General features: G+C 39.8%; 23 protein-coding genes. 9 read left to right on the forward strand and 14 right to left on the reverse strand.

All coding sequences use genetic code 11. The features are described 5' to 3' along the window. Nucleotides 1–17: 17 nt before the first annotated feature. Nucleotides 18–2,135 carry a Tex family protein gene (locus ACUXV0_RS02015; RefSeq protein WP_446191388.1) on the reverse strand — a complete coding sequence of 706 codons (2,118 nt, stop codon included), beginning with the start codon at nt 2,133–2,135 and terminating at the stop codon, nt 18–20. A gap of 108 nt (nt 2,136–2,243) precedes the next feature. On the opposite strand from ACUXV0_RS02015, the gene ACUXV0_RS02020 reads away from it, so the two are divergent. From ACUXV0_RS02020 to ACUXV0_RS02030, 3 genes are all read left to right on the forward strand, one after another. Then, nucleotides 2,244–2,756: a hypothetical protein gene (locus ACUXV0_RS02020; RefSeq protein WP_446191389.1), complete on the forward strand. Its 513-nt coding sequence runs from the start codon at nt 2,244–2,246 to the stop codon at nt 2,754–2,756. Nucleotides 2,757–2,773: 17 nt separating this feature from the next. Then, the gene (locus ACUXV0_RS02025; protein WP_446191390.1) at nt 2,774–3,952 is read left to right on the forward strand and encodes an NAD(P)/FAD-dependent oxidoreductase; all 1,179 of its coding nucleotides are present in this window, start codon (nt 2,774–2,776) and stop codon (nt 3,950–3,952) included. 101 nt (nt 3,953–4,053) lie between these two features. Then, nucleotides 4,054–4,911: a tyrosine-type recombinase/integrase gene (locus ACUXV0_RS02030; protein WP_446191391.1), complete on the forward strand. Its 858-nt coding sequence runs from the start codon at nt 4,054–4,056 to the stop codon at nt 4,909–4,911. Here the strand turns inward: ACUXV0_RS02030 and pdxA are convergent. Then, nucleotides 4,892–5,974 carry a 4-hydroxythreonine-4-phosphate dehydrogenase PdxA gene (gene pdxA, locus ACUXV0_RS02035; RefSeq protein WP_446191392.1) on the reverse strand — a complete coding sequence of 361 codons (1,083 nt, stop codon included), beginning with the start codon at nt 5,972–5,974 and terminating at the stop codon, nt 4,892–4,894. The two genes, ACUXV0_RS02030 and pdxA, sit on opposite strands and share 20 nt — an antisense overlap. Nucleotides 5,975–6,030: 56 nt before the next feature. Between pdxA and ACUXV0_RS02040 the strand changes: the two genes are divergently transcribed. After that, complete coding sequence (locus tag ACUXV0_RS02040) at nt 6,031–6,969, forward strand: NAD(P)-dependent oxidoreductase (protein ID WP_446191393.1); 939 nt, start codon at nt 6,031–6,033, stop codon at nt 6,967–6,969. Between the two features lie 19 nt (nt 6,970–6,988). On the opposite strand, the gene metH is transcribed toward ACUXV0_RS02040, so the two are convergent. Beyond that, nucleotides 6,989–10,744: a methionine synthase gene (metH, locus tag ACUXV0_RS02045; RefSeq protein ID WP_446191394.1), complete on the reverse strand. Its 3,756-nt coding sequence runs from the start codon at nt 10,742–10,744 to the stop codon at nt 6,989–6,991. 143 nt (nt 10,745–10,887) lie between these two features. Between metH and ACUXV0_RS02050 the strand changes: the two genes are divergently transcribed. Next, on the forward strand, nt 10,888–11,355 hold the full coding sequence (locus tag ACUXV0_RS02050; RefSeq protein WP_446191395.1) for an Lrp/AsnC family transcriptional regulator: 468 nt from the start codon (nt 10,888–10,890) through the stop codon (nt 11,353–11,355). On the opposite strand, the gene ybeY is transcribed toward ACUXV0_RS02050, so the two are convergent. The 5 genes from ybeY to ACUXV0_RS02075 are packed head-to-tail and all read right to left on the reverse strand — an operon-like array spanning nt 11,352 to nt 14,447. Then, nucleotides 11,352–11,765: an rRNA maturation RNase YbeY gene (gene ybeY / locus ACUXV0_RS02055; RefSeq protein WP_446191396.1), complete on the reverse strand. Its 414-nt coding sequence runs from the start codon at nt 11,763–11,765 to the stop codon at nt 11,352–11,354. The two genes, ACUXV0_RS02050 and ybeY, sit on opposite strands and share 4 nt — an antisense overlap. Then, nucleotides 11,762–12,742: a DUF1028 domain-containing protein gene (locus tag ACUXV0_RS02060; protein WP_446191397.1), complete on the reverse strand. Its 981-nt coding sequence runs from the start codon at nt 12,740–12,742 to the stop codon at nt 11,762–11,764. Before ACUXV0_RS02060 ends, ybeY begins: the two co-directional genes overlap by 4 nt. Nucleotides 12,743–12,747: 5 nt before the next feature. Beyond that, nucleotides 12,748–13,332: a phosphatase PAP2 family protein gene (locus ACUXV0_RS02065; RefSeq protein WP_446191398.1), complete on the reverse strand. Its 585-nt coding sequence runs from the start codon at nt 13,330–13,332 to the stop codon at nt 12,748–12,750. 32 nt (nt 13,333–13,364) lie between these two features. Further along, the gene (locus ACUXV0_RS02070; RefSeq protein WP_446191399.1) at nt 13,365–13,877 is read right to left on the reverse strand and encodes a DUF6691 family protein; all 513 of its coding nucleotides are present in this window, start codon (nt 13,875–13,877) and stop codon (nt 13,365–13,367) included. A gap of 3 nt (nt 13,878–13,880) precedes the next feature. Next, nucleotides 13,881–14,447, reverse strand: a complete 567-nt coding sequence (locus ACUXV0_RS02075) for a YeeE/YedE family protein (RefSeq protein WP_446191400.1) — start codon at nt 14,445–14,447, stop codon at nt 13,881–13,883. A 97-nt stretch (nt 14,448–14,544) separates the two neighbouring features. On the opposite strand from ACUXV0_RS02075, the gene ACUXV0_RS02080 reads away from it, so the two are divergent. Beyond that, nucleotides 14,545–14,970, forward strand: a complete 426-nt coding sequence (locus ACUXV0_RS02080; protein ID WP_446191401.1) for a hypothetical protein — start codon at nt 14,545–14,547, stop codon at nt 14,968–14,970. A 57-nt stretch (nt 14,971–15,027) separates the two neighbouring features. Here ACUXV0_RS02080 and ACUXV0_RS02085 read toward each other — a convergent pair whose 3' ends face one another. From ACUXV0_RS02085 to ACUXV0_RS02095, 3 genes are all read right to left on the reverse strand, one after another. After that, nucleotides 15,028–16,440 (reverse strand): MBL fold metallo-hydrolase, encoded by a 1,413-nt coding sequence (locus ACUXV0_RS02085; protein WP_446191402.1) that lies wholly within the window; start codon nt 16,438–16,440, stop codon nt 15,028–15,030. 130 nt (nt 16,441–16,570) lie between these two features. Further along, nucleotides 16,571–17,209, reverse strand: coding sequence for a Crp/Fnr family transcriptional regulator (locus ACUXV0_RS02090; protein ID WP_446191403.1), 639 nt, complete (start codon nt 17,207–17,209; stop codon nt 16,571–16,573). Nucleotides 17,210–17,321: 112 nt separating this feature from the next. Continuing rightward, a complete protein-coding gene (locus tag ACUXV0_RS02095) occupies nt 17,322–18,335 on the reverse strand; it encodes a vWA domain-containing protein (protein WP_446191404.1) in 1,014 nt (337 codons plus the stop codon). Nucleotides 18,336–18,437: 102 nt separating this feature from the next. Between ACUXV0_RS02095 and ACUXV0_RS02100 the strand changes: the two genes are divergently transcribed. After that, entirely contained in the window at nt 18,438–19,031 is a 594-nt protein-coding gene (locus tag ACUXV0_RS02100; RefSeq protein ID WP_446191405.1) for a nucleotidyltransferase family protein, read from the forward strand. After that, entirely contained in the window at nt 19,031–19,939 is a 909-nt protein-coding gene (locus ACUXV0_RS02105) for a lysophospholipid acyltransferase family protein (RefSeq protein WP_446191406.1), read from the forward strand. The genes ACUXV0_RS02100 and ACUXV0_RS02105 overlap by 1 nt, the downstream gene beginning before the upstream one ends. Here the strand turns inward: ACUXV0_RS02105 and ACUXV0_RS02110 are convergent. The 3 genes from ACUXV0_RS02110 to ACUXV0_RS02120 form a co-directional block, all read right to left on the reverse strand. After that, complete coding sequence (locus ACUXV0_RS02110) at nt 19,936–20,562, reverse strand: L-threonylcarbamoyladenylate synthase (protein WP_446191407.1); 627 nt, start codon at nt 20,560–20,562, stop codon at nt 19,936–19,938. The two genes, ACUXV0_RS02105 and ACUXV0_RS02110, sit on opposite strands and share 4 nt — an antisense overlap. Then, nucleotides 20,563–21,810: an amidohydrolase gene (locus ACUXV0_RS02115; protein ID WP_446191408.1), complete on the reverse strand. Its 1,248-nt coding sequence runs from the start codon at nt 21,808–21,810 to the stop codon at nt 20,563–20,565. Between the two features lie 62 nt (nt 21,811–21,872). After that, nucleotides 21,873–22,742, reverse strand: coding sequence for a glycerophosphodiester phosphodiesterase family protein (locus ACUXV0_RS02120; RefSeq protein WP_446191409.1), 870 nt, complete (start codon nt 22,740–22,742; stop codon nt 21,873–21,875). Nucleotides 22,743–22,776: 34 nt separating this feature from the next. Here ACUXV0_RS02120 and ACUXV0_RS02125 point away from each other — a divergent pair, with 34 nt between their 5' ends. Continuing rightward, complete coding sequence (locus tag ACUXV0_RS02125) at nt 22,777–25,614, forward strand: hypothetical protein (RefSeq protein WP_446191410.1); 2,838 nt, start codon at nt 22,777–22,779, stop codon at nt 25,612–25,614. Nucleotides 25,615–25,621: the final 7 nt, after the last annotated feature.

The raw sequence follows: 25,621 nt of genomic DNA on the forward strand, positions 1-25,621 counted from the left end.
GCAATCCCCTTTTTTAATTATACCTCCTTCATACTGAGGCCAATCCTTTTTCTGGAAGCATCCACCTCCATTACTTTCACTTTTACTTTCTGATGGACTTTGACGACTTCATTTGGGTCTTTAATGAATCTATTGGCCAATTGAGAAACGTGAACCAAGCCGTCTTGATGAACGCCGATATCTACAAAGCAACCGAAAGCGGTGATATTGGTAACAATTCCAGGGAGAACCATTCCTTGATGCAGATCTTCTATTTTGCTAACATTCCCAAACTCAAAAGCTTCTAATTGTTCTCTTGGGTCTCTGCCAGGCTTGTCGAGCTCCTCCATGATATCTGTAAGAGTTGGTAGCCCTACTTCCGCATCTACATAATTTTGAAGTTTTACCGATTTACGTAAGGAACTGTTTTCAATAAGCTTATCAATGCTAACTCCCTGATCCTTAGCCATTTTTTTGACTAACGCGTATCTCTCAGGGTGCACTGCTGTATTGTCTAAAGGGTCTTTGGCCCCATGTATCCTTAAGAAACCTGCTGCTTGCTCAAAAGCCTTATCACCCAAGCGAGGTACTTTTAAGAGCTCTTTTCTACTTTTGAATTTTCCATTTTGGCTTCGGTAATCTACTATATTTTGAGCTAGACCGGGTCCGAGACCGCTGACATAGCTCAGTAAGTGTTTGGAGGCAGTATTCAATTCAACTCCTACAGAGTTAACACAACTTTCTACCACTGTATCTAAAGACTCCTTCAATAGTTTTTGGTTGACATCATGCTGATATTGACCTACACCTATTGACTTTGGGTCTATTTTTACCAGCTCTGCCAAAGGATCTTTTAGTCGTCTGCCAATTGAAATCGCCCCTCGAACAGTAACATCTTTATTCGGGAATTCTTCTCTGGCAATGGCTGATGCAGAATAAATAGAGGCACCCTGCTCAGAGACCACAAAAACACCATTCTTAAGATCAGGCTTTATGCTTTTGATAAACTGTTCAGTTTCTCTGCTGGCGGTACCGTTCCCTATGGCTATGGCATCAATATTATACTCCTTAATGAGCTTTTTTACAGTTATTTCTGCTTCATTTTTCTTGGTCATGGGGTGTATCACCGTATCGGCCAACAAATCACCGTACTCATTTAAAACAACAGTTTTGCAACCGGTTCTAAAGCCTGGATCAATGGCCAAAACTCTTTTTTGACCTAATGGTTCTGCGAGTAATAGTTGACGAAGATTGGTGGCAAAGATTTCAATCGCCTTTTTATCGGCAATTTCTTTACTTAAACTATCAAATTCATTTTCAATAGATGGGTTTAAGAGTCTTTTGAAGCTATCTTCAATAGCAATCTCCAGCTGTTCTTTACAAGCCGGCATTCCTCGTAAATATTGACTATCCAAGGCATTTAGAGCTCTTTTTGAATCGATTTCAATAGTTACCTTCAAAAATCCTTCATCCTCCCCACGTCTAATAGCTAATAGACGATGCGATGGTATATCCCTCAATTGCTGGCTAAATTCAAAATAGTCTTTATACTTCTGTCCCTCAGCTTCTTTGCCTTTTTTGACCTTAGAACTTAGTACTGCTTCTCTTTTAAATATGGCTCGTAGCTTATTTCTTGATTCCAGATTTTCATTGATCCACTCGGCCATAATATCTCGGGCTCCCTGAAGTGCTTCATCTTCTGTGGAAACATCATCATTCAGATAAGTTGGAAGAAGGTGGTCAAGGTCTCGTTCTTTTTGCTCAAAAATTATTTTGGCCAAAGGCTCCAAACCCTTTTCAGTTGCTATAACACCGCGGGTTTTTCTTTTTTGTTTGTACGGCAGATATAAATCCTCCAATTCATTCAGATGTAAGGCAGCGTTTATTTGAGCCTCCAGTTCTGGTGTGAGTTTATTTTGCTCCGCAATACTTTTTAGAATGGCTTCTCTCCGCTTATCAGCCTCTTGAAATTTTTCAAAATGTTTTTTGATGTCTGCTATCTGAACCTCATCCAATCCACCAGTTTTTTCCTTACGATATCTGGAAATAAACGGAACAGTAGCTCCTTCTTCTAATAGTGAAATCACACTTTTTATAGAGCTGTGACTAACCTGAATTTCCTTTGAAAGGAAGCCTAATTGGGCATTATTTAGCATTTGATGAAATTCTATAAGTGTAAACAACCAAAAGCCTGAGCTTTTCATTTAACCCCTAAAAGAGGGATAACAAAAATGACCAATAACACGATAATCAAACAGTTTAGCATGAAATTATTTTCCACAAAGTCGGGGTATTCCAAGGCTATCTTATTTGCTATTCTAACCATCGTTTTGATGAGTTTTTCTTCATGTGAAAAAATGAAGATCAAATCAGAAAATGGATTGAAAATCACGACAGGAACATTTTTTGGAGAGTGTGTAGGAAGATGCTTTCAGCAAGTGACTTTCACCACCGATTCACCTGATTTGATTTACGAGGTTAGACCATATCTGAATGGCACGTCAAATGGCGATTTAGTTTTTGAAGACATCATTTCTGAAGATGAACGAAAAGAAATTGCTGACTCATTTAAGTTTTCGTCTTTTTTGGAATTAGAGGATATTTATGGCTGTCCTGACTGTGCAGATGGAGGAGGGGAATTTATTGAGATTTCTGATGGTGAAACTTCTCATAAAGTGACTTTCGAGTACTTTTCTACTGTGAAAGGGATTGAAAAGTTGGTTACTTTGCTACGCAATAAAAGAGAAGAATTATCAAAGAAGCATCTGGACAATTAGACAAGTACGACCTCATCGTGATTGGCGGCGGAGCAGCCGGCTTTTTTGCTGCTATTAATTGCCCTGCAAAAAGCAAGGTGCTCATTTTAGAAAAGAATAGAAAACCTCTTCAAAAGGTCAAAGTTTCTGGTGGCGGAAGATGTAATGTGACGCACTATTGTTTTGAGCCCGAGCTTTTGGTTGAGAATTATCCCAGAGGAAAAGACTTCTTACTGGAACCATTTCAAAGGTTTGGGCCAGCAGATACCATTAATTGGTTTGAAAACAGGGGTGTGAAAATTAAAAAAGAGTCTGACGGAAGGATGTTCCCGGTGACTGATGACTCTCAGACAATTATAGATACCTTTTTGGCTGAAGCAAGAAAGAAAAAAGTTGAGGTGGCCCTATCTTCAAAAGTGCACTCATTTGAGAGATCTGAAGATCAATGGCTCGTTATTACGGAGGAAAGAAAACTAATTTGCGATAAATTATTGATTGCTTCTGGTGGAGATAAAGCTATTTGGGAGCAATTGACGGGATTAGGTTTAAATCTTGTGAGTCCTGTGCCATCATTGTTTACTTTTCATGTTCCTGAAAAAGAACTACATGAATTGTCAGGGATCTCCTTTCCGCAAATGACAGTAAAGACCAAAGGCTTTAAAACTTCAGGGCCCGGATTGATCACACATTGGGGTGTTTCTGGTCCGGTTGTTTTAAAACTATCGGCATTTGGTGCCCGACAGTTTAATGATCTCGATTATCAATTTGATATTCAGGTCGATTGGTTGGCAGACGTTTCAATTGATCATATTTTGACTTGGCTAAAAAAGGAACAAGCCGATAATCCCAAAAAGAAAGTGAGAAATACGCCGCTACCAGGGCTAACTAAACGATTTTGGGAGTTTATGTGTACTAAAAGTCTCGTCGGGGAATTTCAAAACTGGTCAGAAACCGGGAAGAAGCATTTCAAGAGAATAACAGACAACCTTAAAAAAATGCCTTTGAAAGTTACAGGTAAAAGTACTTTCAAGGAAGAATTTGTAACTGCAGGTGGCGTAGACCTTTCTGAAATAGATTCTTCTACTTTTGAACTCAAGAGGTTTCCAGGTCTATACCTTGCTGGTGAAGTGCTTGATATTGATGCCGTTACAGGAGGGTTTAATTTTCAGGCAGCCTGGACCGGTGGCTGGCATGTGGCTCAAAATCTGAATGAGTAAGTGCGTTTTATAAATTTCGCATAAAAATTAGAATCATAACTTTTTGTAAAGGTTCTAGTTTTATAATTTTGCTTAGCTAATCCCAATTAAGAGCAAGATTTATGACACACCTCATTGAGCGATTTACAGAATACATGAAGTCTGGCAAGTATAATTCTCAAACTGTAGTAGCCTACAGGAATGCCATTTTTGTGTTCTATAACGTGGTGAGGGATATGCCTCAATCCAAAATTACGGATGAGTTTATCGGTAATTATCTGAAAGAGCTTACCGAGAAAAAGGATAAAGCAGAGGCCATTCAGGCAGGTAAAGCTCTGAAACTTTTCTATGATGTCATTTTCAATAGAAAACTAGGCATAAAAAGTACAGGTGAAAGTAAAGAAGAAAAACTGCCTGATATCTTATCAAAAGAGCAGATTAAGAAGATCTTTTATGCTGTTACTAATATTAAGCATAAAGCTGTTCTTCTATTAATTTATAATACGGGTCTGAGGATTTCTGAAGTTATTCAGCTGAAAGTAGAGGACCTTGATCTGATCAATGGTACTATTAAAGTTAAGAACAAGGAAGAAGGTTACAGACACCTCTCATTAGCACCAAATATTATCGATTATATCAAAAGGTATTTTGTAAAAGAAGGGCCTACCGATATCCTGTTTCCAGGTGAGAAAGGCACACCCTATAGCTCAAGGAACGTGCAATTATTCTTTCAATCGGCATTGCAAAAAGCGGGTTTAAAAGATACGAATGCCACCGTTCATACCTTGAGGCACTCTTACGCCGTACATGCTCTGGAGTCCGGGATGGATATTCACCTGTTACAGTATATTTTAGGTCATAAGTTTTTACAAACCACTTCGATTTATAATCAATTAGCTAATGTTGATTTGTCAAAACTGAGAAATCCTGTTGAAGATATTAATCTAAACGAAGGAGAGCTTAATTTTTCTCACTATTAGCCTTCATAATCTTCTTGATTTCTACGGGAGAAATGGCATTGGACTTCAGTTCTTTATTAAGAGTTCTGCTTTTATAAATATCAATAGCATAGAAAATGGCTTGCAACATAGAACCAGGATCAGCCTCATTTTTACCTGCTATGCCAAATGCTGTACCATGATCTGGCGAAGTTCTTACACCCGGGAGCCCAGCTGTAAAATTAACTCCTGAGTCAAACGAAAGCATTTTGAAAGGAGTGAGCCCTTGATCGTGATACATGGCTAATACAGCATCGTAGTTTTTCCATTCTTGCGTAGCAAAGAAACCATCAGTTGGGAAGGGCCCAAAGAAAAGGTTTCCTTTGGCTCTGAATTCATTGATCACAGGTTCAATAATCTCTTTCTCTTCTGTACCGAGCATACCGTTTTCTCCTGCGTGAGGGTTAAGTCCAAGTACAGCAATTTTGGGTTTTTGGATACCGAAATCATTGATGAGACTTGCTTTCATCAATTCAAGTTTCTTGGCAATACTCTTCTTATTGATTTGCTTTTTGACCTGTTCCAATGGAATGTGGCCAGTAACAACGCCCAATCGTAGATCATTACTAACAAGAAACATCAGAACATCTTCTGCTTCAAAGGCGTTAGCCAAAAACTCTGTATGACCGGGGAAGTCGAACTCTACTCCCTGAGTATTATCTTTAGAGATAGGTGCCGTCACTAATGCCTCTAAATACCCGTTCTTTAGATCATCTGTGGCTCTTTTCAATGCCTGAAAAGCAAGGTTACCTGCCTCTTTATTCACTTGACCCAAATCCAAAGGGAAGTTCGGCCCTTCATAACAGTTGATCAGATTAAACTTTTTTCTGTTTGCCTGTTTGGTATTTGAGATGGTGAAAAATTGCCAATCATCGAAGCCCAGTTCAGCCTTATACTTACTCAAATGTTTTCCCGACCCATAGATGATAGGAGTGCAGAGTTTTGTAATCTTTTGTTTCTCTAAAGCTTTTAAAATGACCTCCGGTCCGATACCGTTGATGTCACCAATTGTTATTCCTATTCTGGGAAGGAAATCGCTATCCATAGGGCTTTCTATTGCTGTTTCTATAACTTTGCCAAAGTTACATAAAACTCTAGGTAATGAAAGTTTTGATTGTTGATGAAATGCACGAATCTATTGTGCATATGCCGGAGGAGCTAGGTTTAGAGGTAGATTATTTTCCCAATATCGCTTTCGAAGAGGTGTTAGAAAAGGTTGGTGATTATGAGGGTCTACTGATTAGGTCAAAGTTTTCTATTAATGAAGAATTTCTGACTCATGCCAATAAATTAAAATTTATTGGCAGAGCGGGGGCAGGACTTGATCTTATAGATTTGGATGCCTGCAAAAAGGCAGGAGTTGATGTTTTTGGTGCCAATGAAGCCAATAAAGTGGCAGTGGCGGAGCATCTTATCGGTATGATACTGAGCCTGTTTCACAAGGTAAATCAAGGTAACTCAGAAGTGAAGCGTGGAGAATGGAATAGAGAAAAGAACAGGGGTGAGGAGCTCTTCGGAAAAACAATCGGAATTATTGGTTTCGGAAATAATGGCCAGGCTACCGCAGAAAGATTAGCTGCATTTGGCTGCAAAATATTGGCGTTTGATAAATATAAATACGGCTTCGGTAATCACTTGATCCAAGAGGTTAGTTTGCAAGAAATTTATGAGCAGGCCGATGTAGTGAGTTTACATATTCCTCTACTGAGCACTACCTATCAATGGGTTGACGATGAGTTTTTTAACTCGTTCAAAAAGAACATCTACTTCTGTAATATAGCCAGGGGAGAAATTGTAAAACTGGATGCTTTGGCAAATGCTCTGAAAAGCGGAAAAGTCAAAGGAGCCTGTTTGGATGTTTTGGAGAATGAAAAACTAAAAACCCTGACACAGGAACAAAAAGAGACTTTTCAATTTTTGTCGACCCAAGATAATGTGATTTTAACACCACACGTCGCTGGCTGGTCAAATGAATCTTACGTCAAAATTAATCAGGTATTAAAGGACAAGATTAGGATGTGGTTAGAGCAGAATGCTTAAATATTCTGCACTAACTTTTTTAGTAATTCAATACCGGCGAAAGCCACTTTTCGGCTTCATCTATTGATACTCCTTTACGCTCGCAGTAATCCTCTATCTGGTCTTTGCTGATTTTACCAAGTCCAAAGTACTTACTCTGAGGATGTGCATAGTACAAACCACTTACCGCTGAAACCGGAAGCATTGCCAGGCTTTCCGTAAGGGTAATACCAATGTTATTTTCGGCATCCAGAAGCTTAAATAATTCAGATTTCAAAGTGTGATCCGGGCATGCAGGATAACCTGGTGCAGGTCTTATTCCCTGATATTTCTCTTTGATTAATTCCTCATTATCAAGTGACTCTTGTATAGAATATCCCCAGTATTCCTTTCTTACCTTCTCATGTAGTAATTCAGTAAAGGCTTCGGCAAAACGATCTGCCAGAGCTTTCACCATGATGCTATTATAGTCATCATGGTCGTCCTCAAACTTTTTGGCAATTTCATCTGAGCCAAATATTCCCACAGCAAAACCACCAAGAAAATCTGTCTTTCCAGAGTCTACTGGTGCTGTAAAATCTGCCAGCGAAAGATTAGGAATGTTTTTCCCTTTCTTTCCCTGTTGCCGTATATGGTGGAATTTACCGATGACCTCATCAGTTTTTGGAAGGTAAACTTTATGATCATGAGCCAGTGATGAGCAGCTGGAGCTATGTCCTTCATCATTGATCTCAAAATCATACACCAGCTGTGTATCTTTTTCGTCAACATTAGAAGGCCAAAAACCGATCACGGCTTTTGCTGTATACCATTTTTCATTGATGATCTTTTCCAGCATTTTGTCTGCATCAGCCTTTAGTTTTTGAGCCTCTGCACCCACTACCTTGTCTTCCAGAATTTTTGGGTACCTGCCATGTAAATCCCATGATTGAAAGAAAGGAGTCCAGTCTATATATTTTGAGATTTCTCTCAAAGAGTAACTTTCAAATACTTTATTACCCAAAAACTTAGGTTTCACAATTTCCTGTTTTGACCAGTCAATTTGCGTTTTATTAGCTCTGGCTTCTTCCAGACTTATATAGGTTTTGACCGTTTGTCTGCTGTTATATTCTTCTCTGAATTCTTCATACTCTTGTTTCTTGGCTTTAACAAACTTGGCACTTTGCTCTTTGCTCAGTAAACTACTAGCCACCGGCACAGACTTGGAGGCATCTAGCACATGAACCACCGATCCTGAATAAAAAGGATCAATTTTAACCGCTGTATGAACCCTGGATGTAGTGGCTCCGCCAATTAAAAGCGGCATATTCATACCTCTTTTCTCCATTTCTTTGGCTACATAGACCATTTCATCTAATGATGGCGTAATCAGACCACTCAGTCCTATCATGTCTACCTCTTGTTTTACGGCCTCATCCAGAATTTTCTCTGCTGGCACCATAACACCAAGGTCTATGATTTCAAAATTATTACAAGCCAGCACCACGCCCACTATATTTTTTCCAATATCATGCACATCACCTTTAACAGTGGCCAGTAGAATCTTTCCATTATTTTTGGCGGTATTTCCAGATCTGGCTTTTTCTTCCTCCAGGTAGGGGAGTAGATATGCCACAGCTTTTTTCATTACGCGAGCAGATTTAACTACCTGAGGTAGAAACATCTTTCCAGACCCAAATAGATCCCCCACCACATTCATCCCATCCATTAGTGGGCCTTCAATAACCTCCAATGGCGTAGCAAATTTGGTTCTGGCTTCCTCTACATCCTCATCAATAAACTCTACAATACCTTTCACTAAGGCATGCTCAATTCTTTTCTCTACCGCATAGCCTCTCCACTCCTGAACAGCCTTCTCAGTGTTATTTGATTGACCTTTAAGGCTTTCTGCGAAGTCCAGAAGTCGTTCAGTTGCATCCTCTCGTCTGTTTAATAAAACATCTTCTACCAGCTCCAACAGGTCTTTAGGGATGTCATCATAAATCTCAAGCATGGCCGGGTTTACAATACCCATGTCCATTCCTGCCTGGCGACCGTGATATAAAAACGCCGAGTGAATGGCTTCACGGACCTTATTATTTCCTCTGAATGAGAAGGAAACATTACTCACGCCACCACTGATATGAGCATGTGGAAGGTTTTCTCTTACCCATTTGGTAGCCTCAAAAAACGAAATAGCGTTAATTCTATGCTCCTCAATACCTGTGGCTACAGGGAATATATTTAGGTCAAAAATGATGTCTTCAGCAGGAAAGCCTACTTTATTGACTAGAACGTCATATGAGCGTTTGGCTATCTCTATTCTTCTGGCGGTGGTATCTGCCTGACCGTCCTCATCAAAAGCCATCACGATTACCGCAGCACCAAAATTACGAATGATGTTAGCTTGTCTGATAAACTCTTCTTCACCAGACTTTAAAGAGATGGAGTTAACAATTCCTTTCCCCTGAATACACTTTAAACCTGCTTCTATAATCTCCCATTTTGAGGAGTCTACCATCACAGGAATCCGTGAAATGTCTGGCTCAGAAGCCATTAAATTAAGGAAAGTGGTCATGCTCTCAACACCATCCAGCATCCCTTCATCCATGTTTACATCGATGACGTTTGCACCACCTTCTACCTGGTCTAATGCAACAGAAAGAGCTTCTTCAAACTTTTCAGTTTTAATAAGACGTAAGAACTTCTTTGAACCCGTGACATTGGTACGTTCCCCTACATTCACAAAACCCAACTCCTTTGTCAAGGTCAATGGCTCTAAACCTGATAGTCTCAGGAGTTTGTTAGGGTTAGATTTTTGACGCGGTTCGTATTCAGATGCAATTCTGGCAAATTCAGCAATATGGTCTGGGGTAGTTCCACAGCAGCCACCTAAAATATTGACATATCCCTCATCTAAAAACTCACGGATCTGCTCACCCATAAATTCGGGTGACTCGTCGTATTGACCCATTTCATTTGGTAAACCGGCATTCGGGTATACACTCACATAGCAGTCTGCAATTCTTGACATTTCAGCCAGATACGGCTTCATAGCTCTGGCTCCCAAGGCACAATTCAAACCAATAGAAAGAAGGTTTCCGTGTCTTAATGAATTATAAAATGCTTCTGTGGTTTGACCTGTCAAGGTACGTCCAGACTGATCTGTGATGGTACCCGAGATCATTATCGGAATATCAAAATCAGGCTCCGTCTTTCTTCTTTCCTCTATGATTTGGCGGGCAGCATAAATAGATGCTTTACTATTTAGCGTATCTGTAGATGTCTCCATGATGAGTACATCTGCTCCGCCTTCTATTAGGGCCTCAGCCTGCTCTTTAAATGCATCTACTAATTGATCAAAAGTAATGGCTCTGTACCCAGGGTTATTTACATCCGGGGAGAGGGAGGCCAGTTTGGTAGTAGGCCCCATAGAACCACCCACAAATCGTGGTTTATCAGGATTTTTTGCCGTGTATTCATCACAGGCCTTTCTAGCCAATACCGCACTTTCATAGTTAATTTCCTTAACCAGGTGCTCCATCTTGTAGTCTTCCATGGAGACCCAGTTGGCACTAAAGGTGTTGGTTTCTATGATATCAGCTCCTGCTTCTAAATACTCTTTATGAATGGCAGATATGACATCTGGTCTGGTTAAAGAAAGGAGATCATTATTTCCTTTCACATCATGAGGGAAATCTTTGAATCGTTCTCCGCGATAATCTTCATCCGTTAATTGATATCTCTGGATCATCGTACCCATGGCACCATCTAAAATCAGAATTCTTTTCTCCAGCTCTTTTTTGATATCAGGCATGCTTTTGGCAATGTTCTTTGTGAGGCTGCAAAGATAAATGAAAAGATAAAAAACGAAGTGTTTTGACTAAAGAATAGATAAATTATCTAGTAATAGTTGGTTTTGCTGAGTGGTTTATCTAAAATTGATAAAATTTTTATGCTATGCCAAAGTTTGATGAGACAGATAGGTCAATTCTAAAGTATCTTCAAGAGGATGCTAAATTAACTACCAAAGAGTTAGCTGGTAGATTGAATCTATCTCCCACACCCGTTTATGAACGTGTAAAACGTCTGGAGAACGAAGGAGTGATCAAACGCTACGTGGCTGTGGTAGATCGAGAGAAAGTGGGTAAAGACCTTATGGTGCTTTGCAATATTCGATTAAAAGAGCATGAGCAAAAAGCAGGAGCCAGGTTTGTCAAAGAAATTACTGAACTGCCTGAAGTAACGGAATGTCTGAATATCTCAGGTGACTACGATTTTCTTATTAAAGTGGTAGTCAATGATATGCGGGAGTACCAAAGCTTCATCATGAACAAACTCGCTTCTTTAGAGAATATAGGAAGTACCCAAAGTATTTTCGTGATGGGCGAAATCAAGAACGAAAATATGTATTTGCCGGAGGTTTAATATAAACCTAAACTCTTTTCCTCCATCTCCCGCATTAGTTTTGTGTCTTCGTCAGATTTGTCTTTATAGCCACAGAGATGAAGTACGCCATGGGCCAAAACACGGCGGAGTTCCGTTTCAAATTCTGTTTCAAAAGTTTCAGCGTTTTCCTTTACTCGCTCGATACTGATAAAGATATCTCCTTCAATAATTTCTTCGTCATCGCTATTATCAAATGTGATGATATCTGTATAGGTATCATGATTCAGGTATTCCATGTTGATTTCATAGAGCCCTTCATCTGACAGGAAAATATAATTGAGTTCTTCTATCTGAAAGCCTTCAATTTTTGCTACTTGGACCAACCAATCACTGATTCTACTTTCTTCTTGCAGGTCAAATTCAATTCCTTCTGATTGAAATGAAATCATTTAAGTAGTTCTTTAAGGTTTTCAGCTGAAACTTGAAGTAGGCCAACTTTTGGTAACCTTCTGGTTAACTCTCTCCAGTTCTGATCTTGAGCATAAATTTTCTGCAACATGGCAGAAGCTTTCTTGGTGTTCCCATTGTTTGCAAGAGTGATGGCAGTCCAATATTGCATCTCCAGATTTTCCGGAAACATCTGCATGGCGGAGTTGTATGCAGACATTGCCTCTTCCATATGGTTTTCTTCTACAAAAAGGTCACCGGCATTCATGTACTCGTAAGCTCTTTGCACCTTCAGCAGTCTTGCGATCTCTCCAATAGGATCCTGATGATCATCAACGCGTAGGTCTACTACGTAATCGTCATTCCAAGGCTCACCGGTGGAATTGATTTTTACAACTCTTATGGCAGCTGATTGTTTCCCTCTGATATCACCTCCGGTAGACTGAGCGGCCTGAAGAGCCATTAATATTCTTTCGGCCAGGTTCTCGCCTTCACTACTTTCAAATGATTTTGACATGGCAGATGGTACTGTACCTTCTAACATCATATTGGCCTGTACGCTGTAATTTTTACCGGTAATATGTCCTGCATAATCAATACAGTTGGCTCCAGTGTGTGATGTTACCACACCATTTTTATCGATCATACCCACCTGTCTTACCTCACGACCGGGATCATTTTTAAGCAATACTTCCAGCGTCTCTTTGGCAGATAGACCACTTTCCATCATGGCTAGTCCTTTCGGACCAAAAGATTTATTCACGAATGACTGAGTGGCCACAACGCCCACTCCGGATTTTGCCCAGGCAACTACATTACCAACACTAAACCAATGACTTTGGACACCTACACCCATCAAACCAGAAGCAGAGTCAATCGCCACAATAGAGTATGTATGTGCTAGCCCATCATTCTTTTTGAAAAACTGAGCCTTACTGAGTAAAGGAAGAAGTAGAAGTGGTAAGATTTTGCGTAACATAAGTATTAAATGATGAAGTGAAAAAAAGCTCCCGAAACCAGGCCGAGTATTGTTCCCAGAATTATTTCAGGAAAAGTATGTCTGCCCAAAAGTACTCTGCTATAGGCAATTGCGGTAGCAAAGAATAACATGCTGAAAGCGTAACTGTTTTCAACGTGAATTAGTAAAACAGCAATGAAAAATGCCACAGTAGTGTGCATTGATACCTTAATCCGTTGATTTATAATGAAACCTGCTACAGTCAAAAACAGGCTCGATATGGCCCCTGACTTAATTAGCCATGAATAACTCTTTAGATATAAAAAGCCAATCAAAAGGACCTGGAGAACGATTATAACAGGGTATAATGAATTCCGTTTTTTGCGTTCAGAAACGTCAAAATTCCCGTAGTCCCCTTTTTTCATTTTATATAAAATGTATAGGACTACGGGAATTACAAAAACACCAAGTGCTGTTATTGTTAGCTCAATGGCTTTATCTTTTCCGTATTCTCTGAAATTGATAAGCGTTACAAAAACACTGACCAGAAGCACAGGATGACCTATGCTTGAAATTATATGAGAAAGTGTTCTAACTGTTTTCTGAGTCACCTAAAAAGTTTATTCGGGCACTAATATAAGCCTTAATGCGGGAGTTTATGTCTGAATCTACCATAAACCCAAACGCCGGCTATGGCAGAGAATAAAGTAACGACTGTGGTTAGAAAGCCCGCACCTATCTGAGCATATATAGGACCCGGGCAAGCACCCGTAAGTGCCCATCCAAAACCAAACAGTAGCCCTCCAAAGATTTGCCCTTTTGAGAATTCTTTAGGTCTGATACTGATTGGTTCACCGGTTATGGCTTTGACATTGAATTTTTTCAAAATCCAGATTGAAATAATTCCAGTTGCGATGGCAGAGCCAATCACTCCATACATATGGAAGCTTTGTAGCCTAAACATTTCCTGTATTCTGAACCAGGAGATGACTTCGCTTTTGATGAGGACAATTCCAAATAGTAAACCCCCGATGATATATTTGAAATTATTCAGGAAGTTCTCTACCCGATTATATTCATGAGGAAGCTTATTGCCAGGGATATGTTCTTTATCAAACTTGGCTGTTTCTTTTACGGTAATATCTGAATGTGGCATGATCTAGAACAATTTAAAAATGAATGGAAAGATGAGGTGAGTCATGGTAAAGCCGCCTATCATGAAACAGATAGTAGCTACCAATGAAGGCCACTGGAGATTAGAGATGCCCATTATAGCATGTCCAGAGGTACAGCCTCCGGCATAACGTGTACCAAAACCAACTAAAAAGCCTCCAAAAACGATAAAGAAGAAGCCTTTCAAGCTAAATAAACTACTGAAATTAAAAATGTCTGCCGGTAATAGACCATTGAATTCTGATACTCCTAAGGCTTTGAGATCAGCAATAGTTTGAGGGTTGAGATCTATATTTTGACCATCACTCAAAAAATGGATACTCAGAAAGGCTCCCAGCATGATACCTCCGGCAAAGAAGAAGATCCATTGCTCTTTCTTCCAATCATAATGAAAAAACGGAATTTTTCCCGGAATAACGGCGGCACAGATATGCCTCATAGAGTTAGAAATCCCGAAAGACTTATTACCCAAAATGAGTAGGAGGGGTATAGTAAGACCAATAATGGGTCCGGCCACATACCAGGGCCATGGCTTTAAGATATATTCTAACATGGTTTGTTAATACTCTAGTGAATTGGTAGACTAACCATTTACCGTAGAATAAAGTTCAAAAGTATTTTCTGCCGGATTCGAACCAAAAGTGAATGAAATGGGTCTAACTTTTCTGAGAGATATGAAGAGAGACCAGATAATCAAAATATTCCTATTCTTCAGTGTCTTTGCTGCTCTGATGGGCTGTAAAGGAAAAGATGTGGAGCCGGATAATGGGGTAGGCCAGATAAGAATAAGAATCTGGAATGATACTGACCACTTGATGCAGGATATTTTCGTAGACACCAGCGGTGGAGAAAATGATTATGGTGAGTTAAAAGCCAGAAAAAAATCAAACTACTTTCAGTTCAGAAAGGCATATAGATATGCCTTTGTCTCATTTAAAATAGATGGGAAAGCGTATACCATTCAGCCGATAGATTATGTAGGTGAAGAACCTTTAGAAAAAGGGACCTATACCTACCGTTTGTCATTAGATGACCTGAATTCATCCTATGCTTTACTGGAGTTTATAGAAGATTAAAAAAGCGAGCCTAAATCTAAGCTCGCCTTTCCAATTACAGGTTTAGAGAAAAAGTATCTATAGCATTGTTTTAGGTGCAGTGTAATCAGTTAGCTGAAACTTTCCGGTGTTTTTCAATGCAGCAAAACCACCATTTATATTGACAACATGTTCAAATCCTCTTGATTTGAGTATGGAGGACATGATCATTGAACGGTATCCGCCAGCACAATGCAGGTAATATTTTTGATCATTTTTTAACTCCGCCATGTTTTGGTTGATAAAGTCCAGCGGGAAATTTTCAACTCCTTGAATATGCTCTGAATCATACTCGCTTTTTCTTCTAATGTCTAAAACATTTAGATTTTCAGAGTAATGATAAAGGATTGCAAATTCTTCTGCGTCAATAGTTTCTATTTGATCCAGCTCTTTGTTTTCTTTTTTCCAGCTTTCTATTCCGCCTTTTAAGAAACCAATGGTGCCGTCATAGCCTACTCTTGCCAGTCTGGTTACGGCCTCTTCCTCTGTTCCAGGTTCAGCAATAAGTAAGAGCTGTTGTTTTAAATCAGGAATCAAGGTGCCTACCCATGTGGCAAAAGTACCATCCAAGCCGATATTGATGGAGTTTGGAATAAATTCTTTTGCGAAATCTTGCGGATCTCTCAAATCAAGAAGAAGAGCCCCAGTTTCTTCAGCAGCTACTTCAAATGCTGCAGGGCTCAATGCCTGTAAACCTTGATGAAGAACGGTATCAATACTTTGATAACCCATTTTATTCAATACCGCATTTTTAGGGAAATATTGAGGCGGGGCCACTAAACCATCCAAAACGCTGGCAATAAAGTCTTCTTTAGTTTTTGCTTGTAAAGCGTAATTGAACTTTCGCTGATTGCCTAAAGTGTCTGTGGTTTCTTTACTCATGTTTTTGCCACAAGCAGAGCCTGCTCCATGCCCGGGATAAATGATGACATCATCTGCTAATGGTAAGATTTTATTTTGAATGCTCTCGTACAAGTGTCCTGCAAGGTCCTCTTGAGAAAGGTCGGTTTTGACCGCCAGGTCTGGTCTTCCTACATCACCAATAAATACTGTGTCACCAGTGAAAACGCCTACATCTTTACCATTTTCATCAATCAAAAGAAAGGAAGTTGATTCCATGGTATGACCAGGAGTATGCAATACTTTGATTTTGACATTACCCAGCTCCAGAATTTCATTATCCTCCGCTATATGTGCGGCATAGCCGGGTTCGGCTGTAGGGCCAAAAACTATGGTTGCCCCTGTTTTATTGGATAAATCCAGATGGCCTGACACAAAATCGGCGTGAAAATGTGTTTCAAGCACATATTTGATTTTTGCTCCATCCTTTTTGGCACGTTCGATATAAGGAGATGATTCTCTGAGTGGATCAATAATGGCAGCCTCGCCATTGGATTCGATGTAATAAGCAGCTTCGGCCAAACAGCCAGTGTAAATTTGTTCTACTTTCATGTTTGAAACAGGTTTTTAGTTATAAAACAATGATTTCAAAACTCTTTGTGAGTTTGTAGACCAAATTTGAAAAGAATTCAGGAGGCTCTCAGGTGACATTAGTTACATTATCACCTGTTCCTGATCAAGGTCATAAAAGTTGCACCTTATTCCGCGATAGCTTCACTTTTCCTATCTTTTCCAGCTGTTTTAAGAGTCTGGAGACCACTTCTCGGGAGGTGGCCAATTCATGAGCTAGTTCTTCGTGGGTAGCGTAAAGAATAGATGTTCCACCGGTGAGTTCAATTTTCTTTTTGATGAGACTGAGTAGTCGTTGATCCAATTTGTTGAAGGCTATACAATCGATGGTCTCCAGCATATCTTCAAAACGCTTCTGGTATGTATTGAAAATGAATTGTTTCCATGTACTGAACTGGCACATCCACTCATCCACTTTTTCGTATGGAAGCGAGATTAGTTTTACATCTTCCTCTACTTGTGCTATAATTTCACTGGTTCTGTCTTGTACACAACAGGTTAATGACATGGCACAGCTGTCCATAGCAGAAATATAGTAGAGAAGTACTTCTTTCCCGTCCTTATCCTGACGCATGATTTTGACTGAGCCTTCCAGAATTATAGGAACAAAACGGATATAACCACCGGGTCTCATTAAGTATCCTCCCGATTTCATTTCCATGTAATTTCCTACCTGTTGCATTTCTTCTAGTAGACCTTGCTCAAAAAGACCAGAGAAACGTTCCTTATAAAAATTGATGTCTAATTGCATAAATAGGGTTAAGCTTTCGCAGTATTGAGAGTGACAATTTATTGACACTTCTTAAACAAAAAAAGCTCTGGCCAAATTCATGACCAGAGCTTCTACTTATCTATTTCCGTGCTTATTGGAATGTTTGTATCTCAAACTTCAGCTTAGCCGGAGTATTTCTCGGTATCACCTGCTGGTTTCTGAGATATTCCAAACTGTAAACATTAGAAATTACTTTTGAGAATTTCTCAAAAACTCCCTTCGCTTGTTCAATGGTTTGTGGGAAGCTCGCTGATCCACCATTTCCTGAAAGCTTAGTAAGGATTGATTGATCTACTCCGCCGTCACCATCAAGACCGATAGCGAAGCTGCTGATGGTAGACTCGCTATTTGACTTAATTCTGTTCAATAGGTAGTCAACATTAACATTTGGAGAAGAGTTATTATCCGATCCATCAGTGAAAACAAATAGCACTTTACTTTGTGAATCAGAATCCTGAAGCATGTCAATACCAACATCTACAGCGTCATAAAGTGTTGTAAATTTACCTTGGATCAGTCCATTGACATAGCTCTTCAAATCGTCTCTATTTGTAGTAAGTGGATGACTTTTCACGTCATCAGCAAAATCAACTACACCCATTTGTACTACAGATCTTTCGTCAAAAACCTGATCTATAAAGTCATTGGCATATTGCTTAATTGTACCAAAGTCCTCACCCAATGACTCAGATCTATCCAGAACTAATACCACTGAAATGTCTTCAGACTGGGTAAAGTCCATGGTAAATTCAATATCTTTTTTCCATGCTCCATCACGCAGCTCATAAGCTGTGATGTTTTCAATATTATAGTTGTTTTGATTTTGATCAATGATTCTGAAATTATCAATCTCCACTTTGGTGAAAGAGCTTCCTTCAGAACGACCTTCAAAGGTTTTGCTAAAATCGATTTTGATTTCTCTAGAAGTGTTTACTTCGTCAAAACGGATTTCAGGGTTTTTCCCTGTTGTATTCCAAAAGTCAAGATAGATTTCAAAAGCATTGCCATTAGGTTTAGGGTCATTGCCCCCACCACATGAAATAACAACAAATGAAACGGCTAAAAGAAGAGCTCGCAGAATCGCGGAATTCTTGTAGAAATTCATGGTAATAATATTTTAGTTAAGCACGTGTTTTTAACGATCATTCCCAGGATTCATTATTAATGCCCTTAGAATTTCTCGTAATTTTGTCACAAATATAACCAGATGAACGTAGGAATCATAATTTTGGCAGCTGGCGAGGCGAAAAGAATGGGTGTACCCAAACAATTATTAGACGTAAACGGGAAATCCATGCTTCAAAACGTAATTGACTCAGCACTAGAAAGTTCCTGCTATCCGGTGACTATAGTTTTAGGTGCTCACAAAGCTCAGGTGGTTCCTGCTCTGAAAGATCAACCTGTAAATCTGGTAGATAATGCTCAATGGCAAACAGGTATGGCCAGCTCTATAAAAATGGGAATGGTGGGCAGTTATATGCTAAAAAAAGATCTGGATGCCGTAATTATCAGTACATCAGATATGCCTGAGATTTCATCGTCTATATTGAAGGAGCTCATTAGGGCGGCAGAAGATAAAGACCATGCCATTATATCGTCATCGTACGGCAAGGTCAAAGGAGTACCTGCCTTGTTTAAACGTTCAGTTTTTGAAGAGCTGATCAGTTTGAAAGGAGATGAAGGTGCCCGACAAATTTTTCAAAAATATAAAGATGACATGGCAACCATATCTTTTGATGGAGGATCAACTGATTTGGATACCAAAGAACAATACATAGCATACTTGAATAAGAATTCTTAATGAAAGCCATAGCTTACTATCTTTCCTTGCCGTTTATTTTCGGCTTTTCTCTCTTGCCGTTCTCTATTCACTACTTCTTGTCAGATGTGCTGGTTTTTCCGGTACTATTTCATCTGGTAGGTTACAGAAGAAAGGTGGTTCAGAAGAACCTTCATAATGCTTTTCCTGAAAAGACTGAATCAGAGCTGGACTCGATTGAAAAGGAGTTTTACCATTACTTAAGCGATCTTTTCGTGGAAACTGTGAAGTTCTTTACCATCAGATGTAGAGTATTGAAAGAACGTTTCAAGTATATCAATCCGGAGGTGACAGACGATTGGTTTCTGGACCAAAGAAGTTTCGTTTTAACATTAGGTCATTATGGAAATTACGAATGGTTAGCCAAAACCCTTGATATTTCATTTAATCACCGTGGTACAGGTCCGTATAGAGAGATGAGTAATCAATATTTTGATAAGCTTTTTCTAAGAGCCAGATCCAGGTACGGCACTATGCTTTACCCCACGTATAAAACCATGGAGACACTTCGAAAAGAGCATGAAGAAGTGTATTTGGTGGCTTTGGCCAATGATCAGTCTGCCCCTGCAGATAAGGCTTATTGGACGACTTTTTTAAATCAAGACACTTCTTTTTTTGTAGGAACTGAGAAAATCGCCAGAGCATTTAATATGCCGGTTTTGTTCGCTAAAATTGAACGGGTTAAAAGAGGTTATTATGAAGTACGGTTTGAAGTAATAAGTGAAAATCCTGTAGAAGAACCTGAAGGAGCAATCATGGAAAAGCATGCTCAGCTACTAGAAGAACAAATAAAAGCAAAGCCTGCCTATTGGCTATGGACACATAAGCGATGGAAGCATGAAAAACCGGCTGGAGTGACCAAAGGTTTTAGTGCCAAGGTGCCGGCTTAAAGGCTATTGATGTCCCCTAAACCTTCTCTTAGGACTTCAGGATAATCATCCAGCATAGAAACTACGGTACTTGGTGTAATACCACTCCATCCACCGTCAATGATCAGATCTGCCTTGTGCTCGTTCTGGTCAATGATTACCTCTATATCATTCGGGTATTCCAAAATATCATCTACGTCATCTTTCACCGAAGTGGTAATGATTGGATTTCCAAGAGCGTCTACAATAGCTCGCGGTATCGGATGATCAGGTACTCTGATACCGATATTTTTCCTGTTTGATTGCAGAAGTTTGGGTAGCTTATTTGTGGCCGGTAAGATGAAAGTAAAAGGGCCAGGGAATGCCTTTTTCATCACTTTAAAAGCTTTATCAGAAACTCTGGCATAATCTGCAATATTGCTCAAGTCTGAGCAGACTATAGAGAAGTTATTCTTTTTGGCTTTCATGCCTTTTAGAGTACTAAGTTTTTCAACAGCCCTGTTTTGGTAAATATCACAACCCATAGCGTATACCGTATCTGTTGGGTAAATGATAATACCACCATCTTTTAAATAGCGAACGATCTCATCAATCTTGGATGGATCAGGGATGGATTCATATATTCTTAAGACCTCAGCTGGCATTTAATTCTGATTTTGATAGTCAATCACTAGATTACAAAAAGCTTTAACACCTACGTAAAATCCACTTTCGTCTAATTTGAAATCTGGCGTATGGTGTGCAGGAGCTTTATCTGGGCTCATTTTACGGTCCATACCTCCCAAAAAGAAGAAAAGTGATGGAACTTCACGAGCAAAGTAAGAGAAATCCTCAGCACCCATCACCACATTCTTTTCAATCACATTTTCAGCACCTGCGGCTTCCTGTAGACTTGGAATCATCTTTTTAGTGAGTTCTACATTATTAACAGTGACCGGGTAGCCGGACTCAATCACAACTTCAGCCTTTGCACCCGCACTCAAAGCGATGTTTTCAGCAATTTCTTTAATTCTTCGATGAACGAGTTTTCTTTGGTCTACTCCCAAAGTTCTGATGGTACCCACCAGTTTTACCTCTTCCGGAATGATATTATGACGATTTCCACCATGAATAGAGCCTACACTGACAACAGCAGGTTGCTCAATTAACTTGACATTTCTTGAGACAATTGTATTCAATCCCATTACAATCTGCGATGCTGTGGCAATAGGATCAACACCAGACCAAGGATAAGCACCATGAGTTTGTTTTCCTTTCACAGTGATGTAAAATTGATCTACACCAGCCATGGTGGGTCCAGGTCTGTAATTGATCACACCGGCAGGAGTTTGAGAATTGATATGTAAACCAAACGCCACATCCACTTTGGGGTTTTCCAGAACACCCTCTGCTACCATTAGATCAGCCCCGAAGCGAATTCCTTCTCCGAACACACCTTCCTCGGCAGGTTGAAAAATGAATTTGATGGTTCCTTTAAGTTCATTTTTGTGCTTGACCAAAACCTCTGCCGTTGCCATTAAGATTGCCATATGGCTGTCATGACCACAAGCATGCATTACTCCGGTCAACTGGTCATTATAGTTGGTTTGAACAGTAGACTTGAAAGGTACATCTACACGCTCAGTTACAGGAAGGGCATCCATATCTGCTCTTAAAGCAATCACAGGTCCTTCTTTGCTTCCTTTCAGAATTCCTACTACTCCGGTCTTAGCTACACCCTCGGTAACCTCAAGACCCAGTGCTCTTAAATGCTCAGCAATTATTCCCGCGGTTCTGAACTCCTGATTCCCAAGCTCAGGGTGAGCGTGAAAGTCTCTACGCCACTGAACAGTCTTTGACTGAATAGCCAAGGCCTCCTCAGCAATTGCTTTTTTCAACTTTGACTGAGCCATTCCCTCAGGGAAAGAGTTTAGGCACACAGCTAGTACTAATATGTTAAAGAAGAAATATTTCATCATTGGGCAATATACTTCATTAAGGCCTTATTGGCATGAATTGGCCTATCCGTAGCGAATATTTGAACTCCTGCCTTGAACCAGTCTACATAAGGTAAATCATTATTTTCTTCGGCGAGTTTATCTAGTTTACCTAAAGAACCCAGAATTGTTGGAATTCCTCTTCTATTGAGAAATTTTAATAATTTCTTATCTGGCAAACGAGTGCCTACAAAAGCTACAAGTCGTGAATTTGGAACACCCGTTTTTAACAAAGCTTTATATTCTTTTTTACTTCTGATTCCAGCAGATATCAAGACTTCATCAGAAAGTTTAGCTATGCTGTTGACCTCTTTGGTATTGTATGTTGTCATCACCACATTAGGGTAGTTGCCTAATTCTTCCAAAAGCTTAATAACCAAATGGTGTGGTGTTTCTTTCTTGATGTCAAGCGTCAAAGGAACAGTGCCATCTGCCCACAAAAGAACATCTTTTAAGGTAGGGATTTGCTGCTTTTGAATTTTACCATTCTTATCCTCAAGCTTAATATTGGCTAATTGACCGTAGGTGAAATTATTCAATAAACCTTCTCCGGTGGTGGTTCTTTCGAGTGTAGCGTCATGAAGCAAAACCAGAACGCTATCTCTGGTTATTCTGACATCACATTCTATCATTGCAGTAGGCAAAAGTTCATGATAATGTCTGAAAGACTCCAGACTGTTTTCTGGCCAATTATCTTCAAAGCCTCCCCCTCGATGCACTGAAATGTGGACTTCATTGAAAAAATCGTTTGTGTAAGGTGGATTTTGTTGATTTTGCCCGTAGCTTGTTTTCAATGAGAAAAAGACTGCTACGCTAAGGCAAATAAGTCTTGTTTTACGTATTATCATCAAAAGTTGAATTGTTTTGAAGAGAAATTTTCCAATGCCTGATTCAAAAATAAGCCTAATTGTACTATTTACGCTGTTTTACCTTCAAGCATTTTTATCATTTGCTCAGGATAGTCAGTCACTACTGAATAGCCCGGGGCAGAATTGGCAAAAAATAGAAAATGAGAAGACGACGGTAGTTTTCCCGAAAGGGATTGAAGGTCAGGCAAAACGAGTAGCCAGAATTCTTGACGTAATGGCCAAAGGAGATAAATCTAGCATCGGTGAAAAGGTACTTCATGCTCCTATTATTCTACACACTCAAAGTATGGAACCTAACGGATTTGTCTCTACTGCACCTTTCAGATCTGAGTTTTATCCTTTAGGTATTCCCAATTGGAATATCATGGGTCCAAACAATTGGACTACGCTGCTGGCAATTCATGAATACAGGCACGTACTACAAGCCAGTAATACCGTGGTAGGGGTGACTAAACTGGCAAAAATAATAACGGGTCAGTTTGGCTGGGGAGCAGTAAACTCGTTCTCAAGACCCAGTTGGTTTTCTGAGGGTGATGCAGTTATTACGGAGTCTTTGTATACAGAAACCGGCCGCGGAAGAATGCCTTCTTTCAGTATGGAACAGCGAGCTTTTATGGAAGAAGGTGTAAAAATACGGTACACCAAAGCCAGACAAGGTTCTTTTAAAACTCAGATACCAAACCATTATCCTTTCGGTTATCAGATGAGTTTATACGCAAGAGCGAAATACGGCAATGATGTGTGGGCCGAAATCCAGAGAGATGCCAGTCAATATGACCGCATATTTTATCCCTTCGGTGGTGCCATGAAAAAAAACATCGGACTACGACCTAAAAAGCTCTATAAAGAGGCCTATGCGGAGTTAAAGAAGGAGTATGATGACTTAAAGTCTGAAAGGGAGTTTTCTGAACTCAAAAATATCACCGAAAGGCAAAAAACGGTGAGCTATTATTCATATCCTTTTGAGTCTGAAATAGGTTTTGTGGCCAGGAAATCTACTTATAAAGAAACGCCATATCTGGTGTTCATTGAAGATGGGAAAGAGGAAAAACTGACGGATATCGGTCATAGCGATAATGCATTCATTTCATACAACAAGCAAAAGGCCGTTTGGGTAGAAAATAGACCACATCCGTTTTATGAAAATCAAGATTTTCAGAGGGTGATAGTGTATGATTTTTTGAAAGATCAAAAGACTACAGTGTTAGATGGAAAGAGAGTATTTTTTGCCGCCATCAATAAAGCAAACAGTCAAATCGCTGCTATTGAGTTTGATACTCAAATGCAATTTCATTTGCGACTTTATGATTTGAAAAGTGAGGAATTGGTCAAAGAATTTCCACTGGACTTAGAAACTGAATACGCTTATCCGGTCTTTGATGATAAGGACTCTAAAAGGCTATATATGGCTGCTAAGAGAGATGGTCGCCAAAGGTGGATGGCATTCAGCCTGAGCAATGGGGAAGAGCAGGGATTGACAGAAAGCTATGCTCACGCTATGGTAGAGCCGTTTCAGACGGATGACAAGATTTATGTAAGAGCTAGTTTTGATGGAATAGACAATATCTATGCTTTTGATAAGAATGGTGATAAGCAGCTGTATAGAGCGAGTTCTGTTCCTGTAGCAGCGGGTTTTCCAATGGTGAAAAACAAGGAATTAATTTTTGCCAATTACCACACGCAAGGGAATAATCTCGTAAAAACAAAGCTGGAGTTGACACCCGTAAGTGTAGAGAATCCAACCGAGATGGCCATTTATAAAAGGCTAAATAGTCTGGAGGAAAATCAACTGCTACTAAGTAAAATTCCAGACAAGACATACAAGGTTTCCAAATACAACTCTGCTATTGGAGGCTGGAAATTCCACTCCTGGGGAATTATTCCTGCCTTTGGTGATGATTTTGATAACGGCTATTTGGGACTTAGCGAGGCGGCTGGTTTTGTGCGAATGGATAATTTGCTTTCCACTCAGCGATTAAACCTCAACTATACTTATTACCCAAATTCTGCTGAGTCTCAGTACGGATTTGACTATTCCATAGCGGCTTTTATGCCTATTATCCAGATTGGTTATAGTTTCAGGCAGCGATCTGTACCTGCTTTCAGGGGAGATCGTTTGATAGAATTTAACGAGCAGGAGGCTCATGCCGGAGTACGTGTGCCCATAAGTACAGTAAAGAACAACTATAGTTTTTCTACCAACCTTACAGCTTTTTGGCGAGGAACGCAGCCCTTTTTCCAAAATGGAGTTTCTTCCTACTATAACGAAGCCTTTGGGGCTCTGGATTTAGGCGGAAGTATCGCCGTTTTAAGAAGACAGGCTTATCAAAACCTTCAGCCACGACTTGGCTTAAGTGCCAGTGCCGGTTATTATACATCACTTCAGGATGGAATTGCCGAGAAATCGCTTTACTCAGCAACTGTCTATCTACCAGGGATTGGGAGGAATCATGGTGTTAGACTTTCTGGCGTTCGTCAGTTTGAAGCTTTAAGTAATACTTATCAATTACCCGATAACCTGACTGCTGCAAGAGGTTACCCCATAGCCGGCTTAGAAAAAACTGAACGAGTATCAGCAAATTATCAGTTGCCTTTACTCTACCCAGATTTAGGTATTAATGGATTGACATATTTCAGACGTTTGAGAGCCAATCTGTTTTACGATAATGCCCGAATCTCAGATTCTGTGGTGACTACTTCTGTTCATTCTGCCGGAGTTGAACTAATGCTGGATCAAACTCTTTTTAATGTCTTCAGTATCCCTGTTGGGGCCAGATTTGGTTATCGATTCGAGAACGAATTGGTCAATTATGATTCACCCTTTTTTATAGACTTCATTTTTGGGAACTAAAAAAGGC

The sequence above is a fragment of the Jiulongibacter sp. NS-SX5 genome, assembly GCF_052828545.1.